The 17,163-nt window shown below is 62.7% G+C and carries 14 protein-coding genes and 1 CRISPR repeat array (1 of these 15 only partly in view); of the genes, 6 read left to right on the top strand and 8 right to left on the bottom strand.

The genetic code is table 11. The features are described 5' to 3' along the window. Positions 1 to 94: 94 nt before the first annotated feature. Both ACR9Y2_RS34470 and ACR9Y2_RS34475 read right to left on the bottom strand, forming a co-directional pair. Positions 95 to 1,540: an NADP-dependent isocitrate dehydrogenase gene (locus tag ACR9Y2_RS34470; RefSeq protein ID WP_435046450.1), complete on the bottom strand. Its 1,446-nt coding sequence runs from the start codon at positions 1,538 to 1,540 to the stop codon at positions 95 to 97. A 39-nt stretch (positions 1,541 to 1,579) separates the two neighbouring features. Further along, on the bottom strand, positions 1,580 to 3,385 hold the full coding sequence (locus ACR9Y2_RS34475; protein ID WP_435046451.1) for an AMP-dependent synthetase/ligase: 1,806 nt from the start codon (positions 3,383 to 3,385) through the stop codon (positions 1,580 to 1,582). A gap of 115 nt (positions 3,386 to 3,500) precedes the next feature. Here ACR9Y2_RS34475 and ACR9Y2_RS34480 point away from each other — a divergent pair, with 115 nt between their 5' ends. Next, on the top strand, positions 3,501 to 4,295 hold the full coding sequence (locus ACR9Y2_RS34480) for an inositol monophosphatase family protein (protein WP_435046452.1): 795 nt from the start codon (positions 3,501 to 3,503) through the stop codon (positions 4,293 to 4,295). On the opposite strand, the gene ACR9Y2_RS34485 is transcribed toward ACR9Y2_RS34480, so the two are convergent. Next, entirely contained in the window at positions 4,272 to 5,612 is a 1,341-nt protein-coding gene (locus tag ACR9Y2_RS34485) for a glycoside hydrolase family 32 protein (RefSeq protein WP_435046453.1), read from the bottom strand. The two genes, ACR9Y2_RS34480 and ACR9Y2_RS34485, sit on opposite strands and share 24 nt — an antisense overlap. A gap of 42 nt (positions 5,613 to 5,654) precedes the next feature. Here ACR9Y2_RS34485 and ACR9Y2_RS34490 point away from each other — a divergent pair, with 42 nt between their 5' ends. From ACR9Y2_RS34490 to clpP, 3 genes are all read left to right on the top strand, one after another. Further along, positions 5,655 to 7,319 (top strand): AsmA family protein, encoded by a 1,665-nt coding sequence (locus tag ACR9Y2_RS34490; RefSeq protein WP_435046454.1) that lies wholly within the window; start codon positions 5,655 to 5,657, stop codon positions 7,317 to 7,319. A gap of 290 nt (positions 7,320 to 7,609) precedes the next feature. After that, complete coding sequence (locus ACR9Y2_RS34495; protein ID WP_435046455.1) at positions 7,610 to 8,080, top strand: RrF2 family transcriptional regulator; 471 nt, start codon at positions 7,610 to 7,612, stop codon at positions 8,078 to 8,080. 62 nt (positions 8,081 to 8,142) lie between these two features. After that, complete coding sequence (gene clpP, locus ACR9Y2_RS34500; protein WP_435046456.1) at positions 8,143 to 8,769, top strand: ATP-dependent Clp endopeptidase proteolytic subunit ClpP; 627 nt, start codon at positions 8,143 to 8,145, stop codon at positions 8,767 to 8,769. Positions 8,770 to 8,875: 106 nt separating this feature from the next. Here clpP and ACR9Y2_RS34505 read toward each other — a convergent pair whose 3' ends face one another. The 3 genes from ACR9Y2_RS34505 to ACR9Y2_RS34515 form a co-directional block, all read right to left on the bottom strand. Continuing rightward, positions 8,876 to 9,472, bottom strand: coding sequence for a DnaJ domain-containing protein (locus ACR9Y2_RS34505; protein WP_435046457.1), 597 nt, complete (start codon positions 9,470 to 9,472; stop codon positions 8,876 to 8,878). A gap of 192 nt (positions 9,473 to 9,664) precedes the next feature. Next, on the bottom strand, positions 9,665 to 10,006 hold the full coding sequence (locus ACR9Y2_RS34510) for a cupin domain-containing protein (RefSeq protein ID WP_435046458.1): 342 nt from the start codon (positions 10,004 to 10,006) through the stop codon (positions 9,665 to 9,667). Next, entirely contained in the window at positions 9,999 to 10,289 is a 291-nt protein-coding gene (locus ACR9Y2_RS34515) for a 4Fe-4S binding protein (protein ID WP_435046459.1), read from the bottom strand. The genes ACR9Y2_RS34510 and ACR9Y2_RS34515 overlap by 8 nt, the downstream gene beginning before the upstream one ends. Between ACR9Y2_RS34515 and ACR9Y2_RS34520 the strand changes: the two genes are divergently transcribed. Next, on the top strand, positions 10,229 to 10,930 hold the full coding sequence (locus ACR9Y2_RS34520) for a Crp/Fnr family transcriptional regulator (RefSeq protein ID WP_435046460.1): 702 nt from the start codon (positions 10,229 to 10,231) through the stop codon (positions 10,928 to 10,930). The two genes, ACR9Y2_RS34515 and ACR9Y2_RS34520, sit on opposite strands and share 61 nt — an antisense overlap. A gap of 734 nt (positions 10,931 to 11,664) precedes the next feature. Then, positions 11,665 to 12,732, top strand: coding sequence for a TIGR04053 family radical SAM/SPASM domain-containing protein (locus tag ACR9Y2_RS34525; RefSeq protein ID WP_435046461.1), 1,068 nt, complete (start codon positions 11,665 to 11,667; stop codon positions 12,730 to 12,732). Between the two features lie 1,103 nt (positions 12,733 to 13,835). On the opposite strand, the gene ACR9Y2_RS34530 is transcribed toward ACR9Y2_RS34525, so the two are convergent. Next, positions 13,836 to 15,002 (bottom strand): IS91 family transposase, encoded by a 1,167-nt coding sequence (locus tag ACR9Y2_RS34530; protein ID WP_435039121.1) that lies wholly within the window; start codon positions 15,000 to 15,002, stop codon positions 13,836 to 13,838. 4 nt (positions 15,003 to 15,006) lie between these two features. Next, positions 15,007 to 15,906, bottom strand: a complete 900-nt coding sequence (locus ACR9Y2_RS34535; RefSeq protein WP_435039120.1) for a tyrosine-type recombinase/integrase — start codon at positions 15,904 to 15,906, stop codon at positions 15,007 to 15,009. A 238-nt stretch (positions 15,907 to 16,144) separates the two neighbouring features. Next, positions 16,145 to 17,163: direct repeats of the CRISPR family, unit length 36 nt; unit sequence GCTTCAATGAGGCCGTGATCCGAAGATCACGGAAGG; it runs 1,846 nt beyond the window's last position.

The raw sequence follows: 17,163 nt of genomic DNA on the forward strand, positions 1-17,163 counted from the left end.
TCTCCTTCAGTATATCCACACTGGATATATGCGCAATGGATATATGTGTAACGGATATAGAGGCCGGCCCGCCCCCATTTCTTCCGGACTCGGCTTACTGGCCCAGCGAGTAGCCGGCCTTGCCGTCGTAGTTGTAAAGGAACTCGGTCTTGTGGATGTCGGCGCCGGCATCCACCGCGCGGCTCATCGCGGCCACTACCTGCTTCAGCGTAATCACCGGATTGTCCGTTGAACTCTGGAACCGGCAGCGCCAACTGTCGCACGCGATCACGTCAGGCAGCGGATCGGGGAAGACCTTCACTCCGCGGCTGGAGATCATCACCAGCTTCAGGCCATCAGCGGCGACGCCCTCCATGAGGTGCCCAACAATTTTCGGATCACAGGCAGCGTGATGCACGAAAATGTCGACGCCCACCAGTTGCCGCTGGCCGCTCGGCTTCACTTCCACGTGCGCCAACCCTTTCCGGCCGGGCTCGGCGTTGTAATGGACTGGCTTCAGCAGTTGCGGACGCTTGCCCAGTCGGTCAGCCACGGCCTGTGCGAACTCGCTGGTCCCGGCCTGCTCCCTGCTGCTGCCTTCCTTGAAGATGTCATAGGTGTGGATGCCGTCTTCCATGGTGCACAGCCAGGCGTTGTGGACGCGCTCGGCGACATCGGCCTGGTCGATGTGTACCAGCATCATCACCGCGCCCAGCAGCAGGCCCGACGGATTCGCCACGTTCTGGCCCGCGCGCCTTGGAGCCGAACCGTGGATCGCTTCAAACATCGCGTATTTCTCGCCAATGTTCGCTGACCCGGCGAGCCCAACCGATCCAGCAATCTGCGCCGCCACATCCGACAGAATGTCGCCGTAAAGGTTCGGCATCACAATGACGTCGAACGCGCCCGGAGTGTCCGCCATGCGGGCCGCGCCGATATCGACGATCATGTGCTCCCTCTCGATCTCCGGATACTCCGGCCCGATCTCGTCGAACACCTTGTGGAACAGGCCGTCGGTCAGCTTCATGATGTTGTCCTTCGTGAAGCAGGCGACTTTTCTTCGGCCGTTGCGCCGCGCATATTCGAACGCGTACCGCACGATGCGCTGGCATCCGCCGCGGGTGATGATCTTCAGGCACTGTACCTGATCCGGGGTTTGCTGGTATTCGATGCCCGCGTAGAGATCCTCGGCGTTCTCACGGACAATCACCACATCCATGCCGGGGTGTTTGGTGCGGACATAGGGGTCGTAGGCGACGCACGGCCGGACATTCGCATACAGGCCCAGCAGCTTTCGCATCGTGACATTCAGGCTTCTGAAGCCGCCACCCTGCGGCGTGCTGATCGGCGCCTTCAGGAATACCTTCGTCCGCATCAGGCTGTCGAGCGCGCCCTGCTCGATTCCGGCGGAGTGGCCTCGCCGGTAAACCTTTTCGCCAATCTCGATCTCCTCGGTTTCAATCCGGGCGCCGGCCTCCTTCAGGATTTGGAGCGTGGCGTCCATGATCTCCGGACCGATACCGTCGCCTTTAGCGACCGTGATGGGCGTTTTTGCAGACATTGCGGGATTCCCAGCGCCAGAGCGCTTCCGGCGGTTTACTTAGTCGATGCTGTCGCGTCCGACGTAGAGCGCCCCAATCTCTCCGCGCAGGTTTTCGATCACCTTGCCGCGCCGCAGTTTCATTGTGGGGGTCAGCTCCCCGGCCTCCAGCGAGAATTCGCGCTCCAGGATCTTGAACTTCCTGATCTGCTCGAATGGCGCCAGTTGCCGGTTCACCTTCTGCACGATGCGCTTCACCTCGTTCTGCACCGCGTCCGATTGCGACACCTCGCTCAACGCCGAACCGGGCCTCACTCCGTCGAGGTGCTCCGCCGCCTGCTGATTGATCGTGATTACTGCGGTGACATACGGCAGGCGGTCGCCCACCAGCAACACCTGGTTCACCAGCGGCTCCAGCTTGAACAGCCCTTCGATGCGGGCCGGATAGATCTTCTTGCCGTTCGAGGCGACAATCAGCTCCTTCTTGCGGCCCGTGATCCAGATGTATCCGTCGGGGTCGATCTCCGCGATGTCACCCGTGTGCAGCCAGCCGTCGCGCAGCACCGCGGCTGTCGCGTCCGGGTCCTTGTAGTAGCCGGAAAACACCATCGGACCGCGGATCAGCAACTCGCCGTCCGACGCGAAGCGGATCTCCGCCGTCGGCAGCACCTTGCCGATGGAGCCCGCGCGCGGCCGCTCGATGGGGTTCAAGGCCACCACGCCGCCTTCGGTCAAACCGTAGCCCTCGATCAGCGGCAGGCCGATGGAAGCGTAGAACTCCGCCAGGTCCTTGCCCAGGGGCGCCGACCCGCTGGCCGCTATGCGCATCGCGCCGCCCAGCCGGGCGCGGATCTTCGAGAATACGATCTTGTCGAAGAACTTCAGCGACGAGGTGACCCAGGGTGCCGGAGTACGTCCGTCGCGGCGCGCCCGTGCGGCCTCGGAACCGACACCCAGCCCCAGGTAGAACAGCTTCCGGATCACCGCCGGCTTCTTCCGGATCTCCGTTGTGATGCTGGCGTACATGCGCTCCCACACCCGCGGCGGAGCGACGAAGAACGTCGGCCGGATGGCGCGCAACTCACCGGGCATCTTCGTGAGCCCTTCGCTGAAGTAGACCGGCACCCCCATGCGCATCATCAACTGCTGCATCACCATCCGCTGCGTGATGTGGGCGGAGGGCAGAAAGGCCAGCGTCCGGTCGTCTTCGTTTACCGGCAGCACCGGCGGCCCGCACTCGCAGTTCGACACGATGGAGTAGTGCGTCACCAGGCCCATCTTCGGCTCCCCGGTGGCGCCGGAGGTCAGGTAGAGAATCGCATAATCGCCCGGCTCGACGGCGTTGACGATCCGCTCCAGCAGGCCCGCGTCGGCCTGCATCGCTTCGCGCCCCTTTGCGCGGAGCTGTTCGAAGGTCATCGCCCCCTCGCCGTCCCCGTCCATCAGGATCCGGGGCACCTGCAGGTCGCTCAGGCCCGCTGCATCCAGCGCCTGCATGGTCTTTGCGTTCTCCAGGAACACCAGGCGCGGGTCGCAGCCCTTCAAAGTCTTCACCTGCTCCGCGGGCGGCAGGCTGGTATATACGGCGGCGGAGATGCTGCCGTTCGTCATCACCCCGGTGTCGGCCAGATAGAACTCGGCCCGCGTCTCGGAGGCCAGGCCGACGATGTCTCCGCGGAGGATGCCCAGCGCATGCAGCCCGGCCGCGACCTCGCCCGCAATCTGCGCGTACTCCACCCAGTTGTAGGTTCGGTACTTGCCCTGGCCCACGGGTTGGTGCAACGCGGGCAGTTCCCCCCACGTGGCCTCAGCCATCTTCAGCATCCGGTAGACCGTGCGAAGCTCAACCGGGAGCGACGGCGCCATCTTTCCCATTCGACGCGGTTCCTTCCTTCTTTACAAAAACGCCTGGAACACCGGACACACTACTATATTCGTTACGGCGGCGGGATCTCCAGACCTACAGCTTAGAATATTGTCCATGAGCTTTGAAAGAGAACTGGCCGTGGCTCGTCAACTGGCCTTGGATGCCGGCAACCTCGCCCTGCAGTACCAGCAGGACGGATTTGAGGTCGAGGACAAGCCCGACTCCTCTCCGGTGACGGCCGCCGACAAAGCTTGTGAAAAGCTTTTTGCTTCCACCCTCGAGGCGGAATTTCCGGCCGACGGCCTGCTGGGCGAAGAAGGGGCCAATAAAACCGGGACCAATTCGCGGCGCTGGATCATCGATCCCATCGACGGGACGCGCGACTTCGTCCGGGGCAACCGCTTGTGGTCCAACCTGCTGGGGCTGGAGGTGGATGGGGTCATCGAGGTGGGAGTGGCGACCTTTCCCGCCCTGGACGAACAGTACTATGCGGTAAGGGGCGGCGGCGCCTTCCGGGTTGTCAAAGGCGAGGTCACCCGGCTGAAGGCGTCCTCCATCGATACGGTCGAGCGGGCGGTCGCCTGCGTGCTCCAGTTCAACAACGTGGCCATCCGGCCGCACTCAGACCGGCTGCTCCCGTTCCTGTCCAGGTTCTGGGCGGTACGCAGCCTGGGGGGCGCGTGGGACTCCATGCTGGTCGCGTCCGGGCAGGCCGAGTTCTGGCTGGAACCCACAGCCAAGCCGTGGGACCTGGCCGCCCTCTCGGTGATCTGTAAGGAAGCCGGCTGCCGCTATTTCGACTACTCCGGCAACGACACCATCTATGGCGGGAATGCCGTCGTGGTGACGCCCGCACTCGAGGCGGAAGTCCGGTCGTTCCTCGGGCTAAGTGGTCAACCGGTCGCCTGAGACCGGCTTCAGGGCCCACGATTCGATGTTCTCCGGGCTGCCTCGCATGCTCAGTCCCTGGTTCCCGCCGTAGACGCGACCGGTCACCCAGATCCTGTTGTTGATGAAGACCTCCACGACGGAGCCGTCGAGGAAGATTCGCAGGTCCACCGGCCCTGCCGGCACCGGCGCTTCGGTGCGGCCCACGGACAAGGTATGGCCTTCCGGATCGAAGCCGAGCACCTCATGCCCACCGCGCAGCAGGCCGAAGGGCTTCAGGCCGCTGAGCTTGGCGTGGATCTCGCAGCAGTCGTCGTGGGCGGCTTCGCGCAGCCGTTTGCCGCGCAGTTTCTCGTACTCCAGCGCCGGCTTCAGCATCAGCCCGCCCTGCTTGTCGAGGGTAGGAACCACGGCCAGCGACATGGAGCCCGACCAGCCGGCTTTGAGCTGGTCCGCCTTGCTCCGCTGCTCGCGCAGCCAGGCCCAGATGATGCGCCGCTTGCCCGAGGCATCGCAGCTTTTAGGGGCATAGCCGGCGCCGTAGACCAGGACGCCGTTCGATTCCGGCGTGAACACGCGGTCTTTCCAGGTGCCCAGCCAATACAGGACCTTGCCTTGAGTGGAGACGTAGAGCAGCCACTTGTTGCCTACCGGGAAGAAGTCGGGGCACTCCCACATCTCGCCGCTGGCGACCGGGTCCGACCCGCTGGGGAGTTTCTCGCCCGTGAGCAGTGGCTTCACATAGGTCCAGTGGATGAGATCGGGTGACTTGTAGAGCAGCACGGTGCCGCCCTTGCCGCGGAAGCCGGCGCCGATCAACAGCAGCCACTCGTCCCCATCGCGCCACACGTGCGGATCGCGGAACCCCGGGCTATCGATGCCGGGCGGCGGCCCCGCGATGATGGGGTTGCCGGGGTGCTTGGTCCAGGTTTGGAGGTCTTCCGACCGGGCCAGGCACTGCACTTCCGGGTTCACCCCGGTATAGACAATGACGGGCTTGCCGTTATCCACCACCATGCAGCCGGTAAAGCAGCCGTCCTTGTCGGGACCGCCGGGCGTCGGCGCCAGGGCGATGGGCAGGTGCTTCCAATGCAGCATATCCGGGCTGGTGGCATGGCCCCAGTGCATGGTGTCCCACTGCGCCGCCTTGGGATTGTACTGGTAGAACATGTGGTATTCCCCCTGGAACCACACGGGGGCATTGGGGTCGTTCATCCAGTTGGACGGGGGAAGAAAGTGGAACTGCGGTCGGTCCGGATCGTTGGCGAGATCCGGGGCGGCGAAGAGATTGGTTGAGAGCGTACCGAGAAAGGTCCGGCGAGTCCAGCCCTGCGACATGCACGGATTCTATCGCAGCGGCATCCGGCGTAACATGAGCCTATGTCGAAACTCTGGAAAATTCTGCTGGGACTCGTCGTGCTGGTGGCAGTGCTGGCCGGGGCGGCGGTACTGATGGCGCGTTCGATGATCTCCGGGGCGGGCAAGCAGAAGATGCTGGCCATGCTGAGCGATTCTCTGGGTGTGGCGGTGACGGTCGGCGAGATCGATGTCAAGATCGGGAGCCTCCTCAAGCTGGAACCGGCGCTGGGACTGGACCAGATCCGGCTGGCTAATCCGCCCGGTTTCAGCAGCAAGCCGATGGTGGAGGCGGAGGGGATCGACGCTATCATTTCCGTCTCTTCGCTGTTCTCCAGTTCGCCCCGCATCATTGCGCTGGCGATCACGAAACCCTTGCTGCTGGTGGAGAAGAACGCGGCGGGCAAGACCAACCTGGAAGTGTTTATGGACCGGTTGCAGGCCAAACCGGCGGCGTCCACCCAGCAGGCCGGCGCGCCCGCGGGCGGTGGCTCGCTGTCGATTGAGGATCTCAAGGTTGAAGGTGGGTCAATGAAGCTGGCCGGAGAGGAGCTGGGCTCGTGGCGGCGGATTGATTTGCGGCTGGGCGGCTTCGGGTCGGGCCGGCCGCTGACGGCCAAGGCTTCAGCGCATCTGATGGAGACCAAGAAGTCGATGTTGGAGTTCCAGGGGACCATTGGCCCGTTCGCCGAGGGCTCCACTCCGATCGACGGCAAGCTCGACGTGGCGTTCGCGCCGGGCGAGCTGCCGAAGTCATTTCTGCTGAAGGAGTTTGGCGCGTTCCTGGCGGCGCCTGGAGACAAGGCGCTGTTGAAGGTGGGGGTGGCGCTGAAAGGCGACCTTGCCCGAACAGCCTCCGGGGCGACGCAGGTGACGCTGGCGGACTTCCTGATTGGGCGCGACGAGCAGCACCGGCTGCCGCTGACCGGGAACGTAGCCGGGCAGTTGACGCTGAAGCACGCGCTCTCGGGGCCGGCGATCCAGATCGACATTCCGAAATCGGCCTTTGGCCTGGCGGCGGGGCAGCTGGCGGCCAGCATGTCGTTTGCGTCCGATGCCGGGCAGGAGCGCGCCTCCCTCGCGGGCTCGCTGAAGGGGTTGGATATCCAACAGTTGCTGGGTGCGTTCCTGGACAACGACCCGGGCATCCAGGGCGCGTTGCACATACCCAGGTTCGAGTTGCGCACGGTGGGGCGCGATGCTCCGCAGATGCGGAATGCGCTGTCGGGCGCGGGCTCGATCGAGGTCGCCAACGGTAAGCTCAAACAGATGGACCTGCTGGGCTCGATCACGGGCGCGATGGGCAAGGCGGGCCTGATGCAGGCCACTGGTTCGACCACCTTCACCACGCTGAAGACCAACTTCGCGATCCAGGATCAGACGCTGACGCTGACGGATGCGGTGATGGACGGCGGCGGGCTGCGGACGACCGGCGCGGGCCGTGTGGGCTTCGATACAGCATTGAACCTGAAGCTGCAGGCGCAGGTGAGCGGCCGGATTGCGGAGCTGCTGGGGGCGCGGCCGCGGGGCGACCAGCCGGCGCAATCGATCATCCCGGTGGATGTAGCGGGCACTACATCCAGCCCGAAGGTGACGCCCAGCGTGAAGGGGCTGGCGGCGGAAGCCACCAAAAACTATGTTGGTGGATTTCTCGACAAGTTGCTGACCAACAAGGCCAATAAGAAGTGAGCCCGGTGGCAGGGGCTTCCCCACAAGAAGCTCCGAAATTGTTATAAACAGAATGGTGGCCCTGTGTCGCCCCGCGAGCGACTTGCCGCTGTGGGCTGTAAGCAACTGAAATTAATGATCTTTGCTGTTGGAAGCTGGATGGGGCGGCCGGTGACGGCTCGGAGCGGACCTGCTCTGGGGACGCTTTTCAGGGCCTGAAATCCCTGAAACCCGAAACGTGCCTCTTGCATCCATTTTCTAGTAGAAATAAGATAAACGTGTATTTTCATCTAGCTCTCTAGAGGTAGCTCATGATCTATTCCCGTTCGGCTGAGTACGCAATCCGCGCTTTTGTCCACTTGGCTGCTGTGCCGGAGGGCAAGTATGCCATGGTGAAGCAGATCGCCGAGGAGGCGGACATTCCGTCTCACTTCCTTGCCAAGATTTTGCAGCAACTTGCGCGCAAGGGATTCCTCCGATCCAGTAAGGGACCGACTGGGGGATTCTGCCTTCGGATGCCCGCGGCGGAGCTCTCGATCCTGAACATTGTCGACGCCGTAGACGGCCTTGCGGACTTCGAACGCTGCCCGGCCGGAATGGCTGAGTGCAACGATCAGGCGCCGTGCGGAATGCACGATAGCTGGAAGGCCCTGCGGAATCGTATCATGGAGTATCTGGAGCGGACTACGATCCTTGATCTTGCCAAGGGCTTCGAGCAAAAGCGGAAGAACCTGGAGAAGATCACGAAGAAAGCGAAACGCTCCACGACGAAGAAGGCCTAGCGGCCTCCAGACGGCTTCGAGACCGTGCCTGGAGGTCTCCTGAGCCGGTGCAAGGAGGCATAATGCCGATTCGCAATGGGGAGATTCCGACCCCGCATAATATGTTGGTCCCGATGGTGGTCGAGCAGACCTCCCGAGGGGAGCGCGCCTTTGACATCTATTCGCGGCTGTTGAAGGAGAACATCATCTTCCTCGGCACGCCGATCGACGACCAGGTGGCCAACCTGATCATTGCCCAGATGTTGTTTCTGGCGTCGGAAGATCCGGAGAAGGACATTTCTCTGTACATCAACTCCCCCGGTGGTTCGATCACGGCCGGTATGGCGATTCTCGACACGATGAATCTGATCGAGCCGGATATCGTGACGTACTGCGTGGGACAGGCGGCCTCGATGGGCGCAGTTCTGTTGGCCTGCGGTGCGAAGGGCAAACGTTATACGTTGCCGCATTCGCGGATCCTGATCCACCAGCCGTCGATGAGCGGGCTGGCCGGCCAGGCGACCGACATCGACATCTATGCCCGCGAGATTCTGCGCATGCGCGAGATTCTCAACGGTGTGCTGGCCGACGCGACGGGCCAGACGGTGGAAAAGATTGCTCGCGACGTCGATCGCGATTACATCATGGAAGCCGAAGCAGCCGTCGAGTACGGCATTGTCGACAAGATCATCGCCAAGCGCGCCAAGTAACCAAGTCCGATTTCCAGGGGGAGCATCCGGCTCCCCCGAGCCTTCTCTCCCCTCGCAGACTCTCTCCTCGCAGATACCCCAAAAACAACCTGGCTGGCCGTAGGACTCAGCGGTTTTTCGAGTTGAGCAGCGCCTTGGGATAGACCATGACGCCGGACTCGGAGGCACGGAAGATCTTATATAAGAGATCGTTGCCGGGGAGTTGTGTCTCCAGGTAGTCGACGCCTTCGGCGGTGACGATGAAGCTGCTGCGATCGTCCTGGGTGACGAACTTTTTGGCTTTCAGGTACCAGATGGCGAACTGGAGATGTTCGCGCGGGAAGGCCATGACGTGTTCGAGGTCGAGCATGGAGAGGGCGGAGTAGTCGGGGTTCGCGCGGCGTTTGGCGTAGAGGAGGCAGAGGACGCCGATGCGGATTTTGGCTTCGGCATCGATGCCATCGGTGAACTCCTTGGACTGGAAGACGGGGAGGGCGTCGGGCTGGGTGAGTTCCAGTTTGCGGTCGTACTGTTCCCGGGCGGGCGGGTCGCTGAGGATCTCGTAGGCTTCGCGGTAGATGCGGAAGCGCTCGGCGTCGCCGGTTTCGCGGTTATCGGGGTGGTAGCGGGCGGCGAAGATCTTGTAGACGCGCTGGATGGTTTCGGGCTCGGCCTTGGGGTGGATCTGGAGCAGGTCGTAGTAGTTCACCGAGGCGGAGTTCATACCCGATGTATCGGCGGGACGGGCGGGAATCTTTGGGGTTTCGGGGTGGGAGAGAAGAAGCTGAAAGCCGACCGGGGGGTCGGCTGCGGACGAGGGCGTCCGCCTTCCCAGGGACGGCGGACGATCTCGGGGACGGCGACGTTCCCAGAGACAGATGATGCCCTCGGGGAAGGCGGAGGTCCTCTGCTCGGGTTAGGATTTCGGCTCGGCGGGCGGGTTCTTGATCATGGTGAGGAGCATGATGACTTCGGTTTTGGCCTGAATGCCGTGTTCGAGGAGTGGGGTCATGTAGGCAAAAGCGCCTTCGGCGGCTTCCATGGTGTCGTCCCCGAGGCGGAGGGTGGCCTGGCCGCTGACGATGTAGATTGTGGCGGGCATGGGGGCGGTGTGGGCCGAGAGTTCCTGACCCGGCGCGAAGATGAACTGGATCACCTTGGTGCGGGTGTCGTTTTGGAGGGTGCGGCTGAGGATGCCGTTTTCGGGCAGCGGCGAATGGTCTTTCAAGTCGTTGATAAATATGTATTTTTCACTCATGGTGGACTCCGTTTTGAAGATTGTTGTGGATGGTGGAAGGGGTCGGGCTTCGTTCCACGATGGCCCTTACGGGGCATTCGGCGACGCAGAGGGGCTGATGGGAGAAGAGTACGCATTCGGTGCAGAGGAGCGGCTCGATGCGGAAGCGGGGGCGGGCCCCCTGGATGGCGCCGTTGGGGCACGTTGAGCGGCATGCTCCACATGCGATACATTGAAACCCGATTGCAAAAGCCATCTGAATCTCCGTTATCTCCCCTGCGGCGGGAGACATTCGACAAGACATCGTTGTTCACGACGTTGACGCCCGAGGAGCGGCAGCAGATTGCGGCGCTCGCGGTGGAAAAGACGTATGCGGCCGGGGAGACCCTGTTTTTCGAAGGCACGTCCTGTGAGGGGCTGCATGTGATTGGGTCTGGCAGCGTGAAGATTCTGAAGACCAGCCCATCGGGCCGGGAGATTATGTTGGGGGTGGAGTCGGCTCCGTCGAGTGTGGCGGAGGTGCCGTTGTTCGACAATGGCGACTATCCGGCTACGGTGACAGCCATGAAGGATTGCGTGATTTTCCTGGTGAGGAAGGAAGATTTCCGGCGATTTTGCCGGCAGCATCCGGAGGTACCGATCAAGGTTCTGGCTCTGGTGGGCCGGCGGTTGCGCCAGCTGGTGGGCGTGATTGAGGCCGTGACGTTTGGGAGTGTCCGGCAGAGGCTGGCGCAGGCGTTGCTGCAGGCGGAGCGGGAGTCCGACGGCAGTGTCCAGATTCCGTTGACGCACGAGGAGTTGGCGTTGCGGCTGGGGACGGTGCGCGAGGTGGTGTCGAGGAATCTGGCGCGATTCCAGGCTGAGGGGATTGTGCGGATTGTGAAGCGGCAGATTGAGATTGCGGATCGCGGGGCGTTGCAGGCGGAGGCGGATACGGAGTACTGAGGCTCGCGGCTGGACGTTGGGAATAGGTCCTCCGCTCCGAGGAAGCCTCGCGAATGACCGAGGCCCGCTCCTTTCCAGTCGCGGTTCGCAGCGCGGGGGGGACCCCTCCCTGACGGTCGGGGTTCGCAGTGGTTTTCTTTGCTTTGGCGGCTGGGAGGGGCGTGCGGGACTGCGTTGAAGACGCGACTGCGCCGGGGGCCCGCTTACTGCCGTGCGCGGTTCGTAGCGCGGCGGGGACCCCTCCCTGACGGTCGGGGTTCGCAGTGGCATTCTTTGCTTTGGCGGCTGGGAGGGGCGTGCGGGACTGCGTTGAAGACGCGACTGCGCCGGGGGCCCGCTTACTGCCGTGCGCGGTTCGCAGCGCGGCGGGGACCCCTCCCTGACGGTCGGGGTTCGCAGTGGTTTTCTTTGCTTTGGCGGCTGGGAGGGGCGTGCGGGACTGCGTTGAAGACGCGACTGCGCTGGGGGCCCGCTTACTGCCGTGCGCGGTTCGTAGCGCGGCGGGGACCCCTCCCTGACGGTCGGGGTTCGCAGTGGTTTTCTTTGCTTTGGCGGCTGGGAGGGGCGTGCGGGACTCGCTGACGCTCGCGGCTCAATGTGCAGGTTGGTCGGGTGGGTTGGATTGCCGCTGATCACGTTTCCAGCATGCGGCCGAAACGGCTGGGGCACCGTGACTTTCGTCACCGACAGAACAAAAAAGTCCAGATAAATTGAGGTTGTTGGCGGACAACCTTATGCGCGACTTTTCACAAGCTCCTTTTCTCGTGATCTGGGAAGTGACCCAGGCGTGCGACCTGGCCTGTCAGCATTGCCGGGCGTCGGCGCGGCCGGACCGGGATCCGGGCGAACTGTCCCTGGCAGAGGCGCGCGAGACGTTGCGCCAGATCAAGGACTTTGGCGATCCGCTGCTGGTGTTTACGGGCGGGGATCCGCTGAAGCGGCCGGATCTGTTCGAGCTATTAAAGGAGAGCGTGGCGCTGGGGCTGCGGACGACGGTGACGCCGAGTGCGACTCCGCTGTTGACGGAGGATGCGGTTTCACGGATCCGGGATTGCGGTGTGTCGCGGATGGCGGTGAGCCTGGACGGGGCGGATGCGGCGGCGCACGACAGTTTCCGGCAGGTGGCGGGGTCGTATGAGCGGACGATGGCGGCGTTGCGGCATGCGGCGCGGATCGGGCTGGAGACGCAGATCAACACGACGGTGACGCGGCACAATGTCGAGTCGCTGGACCGGATTGCGCAGGTGGTGGGGGCGGAGAAGGCGCGATTGTGGAGCGTGTTCTTCCTGGTGGTGACGGGGCGGGCTTCGCTGGCGGACGACCTGACGGCGGACGAGTACGAGCAGGTGTTCGAGTATTTGTACCAGACGTCATTGACGGCTTCGTTTGACATCAAGACGACGGAGGCGCAGCACTACCGGCGGTATGTGGCGCAGAGGCGGAAGGCGCAACCGGGGGGCGCGGGGGCTAAGGTGGCGGGGGCTCCAGCGGGGATTATCCAGCGGCAGGCGGGGATCAACGACGGGAAGGGGTTCGTGTTCATTTCGCACACGGGCGAGATTTTCCCCTCGGGGTTTCTGGAAGTATCGGCGGGGAATGTGCGGCGGGTTCCGCTGCAGCAGGCGTACTGCGACTCGGGGTTGTTTAAGGTGCTGCGGAATTCGGATGCGCTGGTGGGCAAGTGCGGCGGGTGTGAGTACCGGAATTTGTGCGGCGGGTCGAGGAGCCGGGCGTACGCGTTGACGGGGGATTACCTGGAGTCGGATCCGCGGTGTTCGTATGTGCCGGCGAGTGCGGCCTGAGTTGGCTTTGTTCGCTCCCGCTGGCTGGATTTGCGACGGCGGTGGGGGCGTTCGCTGGGGACGGTGGTTGGTTTTGGTGGGTTTGCTCACTCAAAACCAGAGGATGTTGGGCTGGTGACTGGCGGCCGGAGTACGGCAAGCGGGTCGTGATGGCCGCTGGTGCGGTGGGTTTGTTCAGCCAAAAAGAGTGGATTGGTGGCTGGTGGGGCGAGGCTGGTTCGGTGGGGCTGCCTCGGATTTGGACTTGGAGTTCGGCGACGGGACCTGGGCCCAGGGTCGCCTCGGATTGGGTTTGATCCGTCGTGGAGAGAGGATTGAGCTTCCCACTCCCGTGTGGGCCGGCCGGATCCTCGGATTGGGTTTGATGCCTCGTGGAGAGAGGATTGGGCGTCCCACTGGTGTGTAGGCTGGCCAGATCGTCTGATTGGGTTTGATGCCTCGTGGAGAGAGGATTGGGCGTCCCACTGGCGTGCGAGCCTGGCCGGTGAGATCGGCTCAGCGGGGGACGTTCCGGCGAGCGCCCGAAGACCTGCCATGAGTCTCCGGGCGTCTGAATCGAATTGCAGGGCGGTGCAGTTGTCAAAGATCGGTGACGAACCGGCAGGTTTTGGCCTGCCGGAACGACGACGGGGCTGTACGGGCCTCCGTTCGGCGCTTAGTGTGGCATGGAGGGCAAGGGTGTCATGAAGAGGCGGGCGGTAAGTGATTGAAAAGATGGATGCGATTTATTTCTTTGGGGTGTGATCGCATAAGTTCTCATCGGCGGGACGGGGCGAAAACGCGGCGGCTTGGGAGATTGTGCCCCGTCCCGGTGATGAGAACGTTCGATGAACTCAAACCGCGGGCTCAGGGCTTGGCGATATGGGTTTTGCTTGGTTCGCCAGTTGGTTTGGCTGTCCGGGCTTGGTGTTCCGGCTCCACGAAGATGGCTCCGCGAACTCTTCGCGTAACGCCGGCCGATGGCAATGCCGGCTGACGCCTTCCGTTCGGTCGCAATGGGAGTTGACGGCTTCCTTCTGGCGGGAGTTGAGTGGTTCCGAACACACTCCAAGTTGCAGCCCAATGCCGGGTCGCTTCCAGACCTGTGGGCGAAGCCGATGGCCTCATGAGGAGTTCATCTCCCGGCAGCGGTACAGGCGCGGCAGCAACACCTCTACCCTCTGCATTTGACCGGTCTCGCAGACTGGGCAGCGCAGGTAGGGAGCCATGAGATCCGGTCCACTCGGCACATGGATTGCTGGGGCAAGTGGCGCCTCTGGCGGCCGTGCCCCGGGCAGTAGTCGGCGGCAATGGGCCAGGTTGGCCTGTTTCTGCCGGCTCGCCAGCAGACCATAGTGACGGATCCGCTGAAAGCCCGGCGGAATGGTATGCAGCAGGAAACGCCGGATGAATTCACCCGCCTCCAGCGTCATGGTGCGGTGCCGGTCTTTGTTCTTGGCGCGGTAGTTCTTATAGCGGAACTTCACCTGCTCGCCGTCCATGCCGAGGAGTCGGTTATTGGAAATGGCCACGCGATGGGTGTAGCGGCCGAGATAGTCGAGCACCTGGGCGGGACCGCCAAAAGGCGGCTTGGCGTAAACGACCCATTCGCGTTTTGACAGCCGTGCCAGCAATGGACACAGATCGCCGGCTTGCTGCAGTTGGCCTTTGTCGAAAGCGCGGCGAAGGGCATCAAGAACCAGGCGCCGGAAGAGGCGCGACAACACACGGACGCTAAGAAAGAAACCCGGACGGCAGCTGATCCAGCGCTCACCGTCCGGGCTGAGGCCGCCGCCGGTGACAACGCAGTGGACGTGCGGGTGCAGCAGCAGGTTCTGTCCCCAGGTGTGGAGGATCGAGAAGAAGCCGATGCGGGCGCCGAGATGGCGGGGATCGGCCGCGATGGTCAGCAAGGCCTGCGCACTGGCCTGAAACAGGATGCCGTAGACGACGGCCTTATTGCGCAAGGCCAGCGCGTTGAATTGGTCCGGGATGGTGAAGACGACGTGGAAGTAGGGGACTGGCAACAGTTCGGCCCGCCTGTGCTCCAGCCACCGGTTGCGCTCCAGATTCTGGCACTTCGGGCAGTGGCGGTTGCGGCAGGAATTGTAGCTGATGCGTTGATGCTGGCAGTGGCTGCAGCGCTCCACATGGCCGCCGAGAGCGGCAGTGCGGCAGGTTTCGACCGCCTGCATCAGCCGGAGTTGCTGAACGGGCAGACGCTGCCGGGCGCGAAACCGTTCGCCATGGCGGCGGAAGATGCTGGCCACCTCAAGGGTTGGCCTCGGCAAGACTTTAGCCGGGCAACTGCACTGTCTGATTCTTCGGCGGACGGCCGCGCTTTCTCTTGGGCGGCGCCTCGGCGGGCAGGCTGTCCAGAGGGCTCACGATGCGAGCCACGGTCTGCGGGGAGATCGTGATGTAGCGTGCGGTGGTGTCGATTCGGGTGTGGCCGAGCAACACTTGAATGGCGCGCGTATCGGAGCCGTTTTCCAGCAGATGAGTGGCAAAGCTGTGCCGCAGCAGGTGGGGTGTCACGTGTTTGGTGAGCCCCGCCATTTGAGCCGCCTGGCGGCACACCTGCTGCACGCTGGCCGGCTGGAGATGCGTGCCCGCCTTGGTGCCGGGGAACAGCCAGTCGACCGGGTGCTGGAGTTTCCAGTAGGCGCGCAGCAAGCTGAGGAGGCGGGCGCTGAGGACGGTGAAGCGGTCCTTGCCGCCCTTACCCTGCTCGACGTGGATGAGCATGCGGCCCGAGTCGATATGGGCGGCCTTGAGCGAGACGGCTTCGGAGATGCGGAGCCCGGCGCCGTAGCAGAGCATCAGCACGACACGGTGCTTGAGGATGTGGATGTGGCTGAAGAGCCGGACCACCTCGTCGGCACTGAGTACGGACGGCAGCTTCTGGCCGACTTTCATGCGTCCGAACTGGGCGTTGCTCCAAGGCATTTCCAGGGTAACGGTATAGAGGAACTGGACGGCGGAGAGAAAGCAGTTGATGGATTCGGGTGACAGTTGGCGCTGCTCGATGAGGAACAACTGGTAGTTGCGGATGTCGTCGAGGCCCAGCCTGGCGGGGCTGAGGCCAAAATGATTTGCAAAGTCAGCGACGTAGTGGATATAACTACGCTGGGTTCCGGCGGAAAGGTTCCTCATCTGCATGTCTTCGAGCATGCGTTGGCGCAAGAGGCTCATGGTCGCTCCTTCAATCGACAAAGTGGGTTGCGGATAACAACCAACTTGAGTGTGAGCCTGGAGCCGGTTTCGCCGGGGCCCGATGATCGCAGGGAGTTCGGAAAAGGCCGAGGGGGGATACCGCGTTAGCGGTTTAGTTCACGAAGATGCTGGGATGAGGGAAATGGAGGAGTTTCGGGGTGGGTCCGGGTTGAAGTGGGTCCTGGTGGAGTGCCCGTCGCCACTTGGCGAGCACCGCGCTTCAATGAGGCCGTGATCCGAAGATCACGGAAGGCCGATTCTGGGTATCCGGACAGAGGATGGCTCCATTGCTTCAATGAGGCCGTGATCCGAAGATCACGGAAGGGGAGCCAGGTACCATCGTGATCGACGAAAGCACGCCGCTTCAATGAGGCCGTGATCCGAAGATCACGGAAGGACGCCAGATGGGCTCCGTGATTGAGATCGGCTGCTGGCTTCAATGAGGCCGTGATCCGAAGATCACGGAAGGATCGACGGCGCCGACATCAAGGCGGAACTCGCGTTGCTTCAATGAGGCCGTGATCCGAAGATCACGGAAGGGTGAGCAATCTCCGGTTCCTGTCCTGCGAGTTCAATTGGCTTCAATGAGGCCGTGATCCGAAGATCACGGAAGGGTGGAATCACGGTCTACGGCCGGCTCACTGGTATGACGCTTCAATGAGGCCGTGATCCGAAGATCACGGAAGGGCGGTCTTTAAGTCAGACATGGGGACCTCTTAAAAACGCTTCAATGAGGCCGTGATCCGAAGATCACGGAAGGGTGCCGCGTGCCCCACACCGGGTTATCGGTCCAGCCGCTTCAATGAGGCCGTGATCCGAAGATCACGGAAGGTCGGCCGCGCCTCCGGAACAGCGGGCGCGGTCGGTTCGCTTCAATGAGGCCGTGATCCGAAGATCACGGAAGGCGGCGTCGTTGGCCTGAACGCGTACAAGTACAGCTCGCTTCAATGAGGCCGTGATCCGAAGATCACGGAAGGTCTCGGAACTGCAAAGCGCGGCGTTAGCTTGTGTGGGCTTCAATGAGGCCGTGATCCGAAGATCACGGAAGGCGGCAAGACTACCATCGGCCCAAAGAACAAATTCCAGCTTCAATGAGGCCGTGATCCGAAGATCACGGAAGGGCATCCCACTGACAGAGTTCGATCTGTCATTTGTACAGCTTCAATGAGGCCGTGATCCGAAGATCACGGAAGGTAGTGAGTACGTGTTGGTCTTTGAGTAGACATATTCCGCTTC

Source organism: Paludibaculum fermentans (assembly GCF_051172195.1).
GTDB classification, from domain to species: domain Bacteria; phylum Acidobacteriota; class Terriglobia; order Bryobacterales; family Bryobacteraceae; genus Paludibaculum; species Paludibaculum fermentans_A.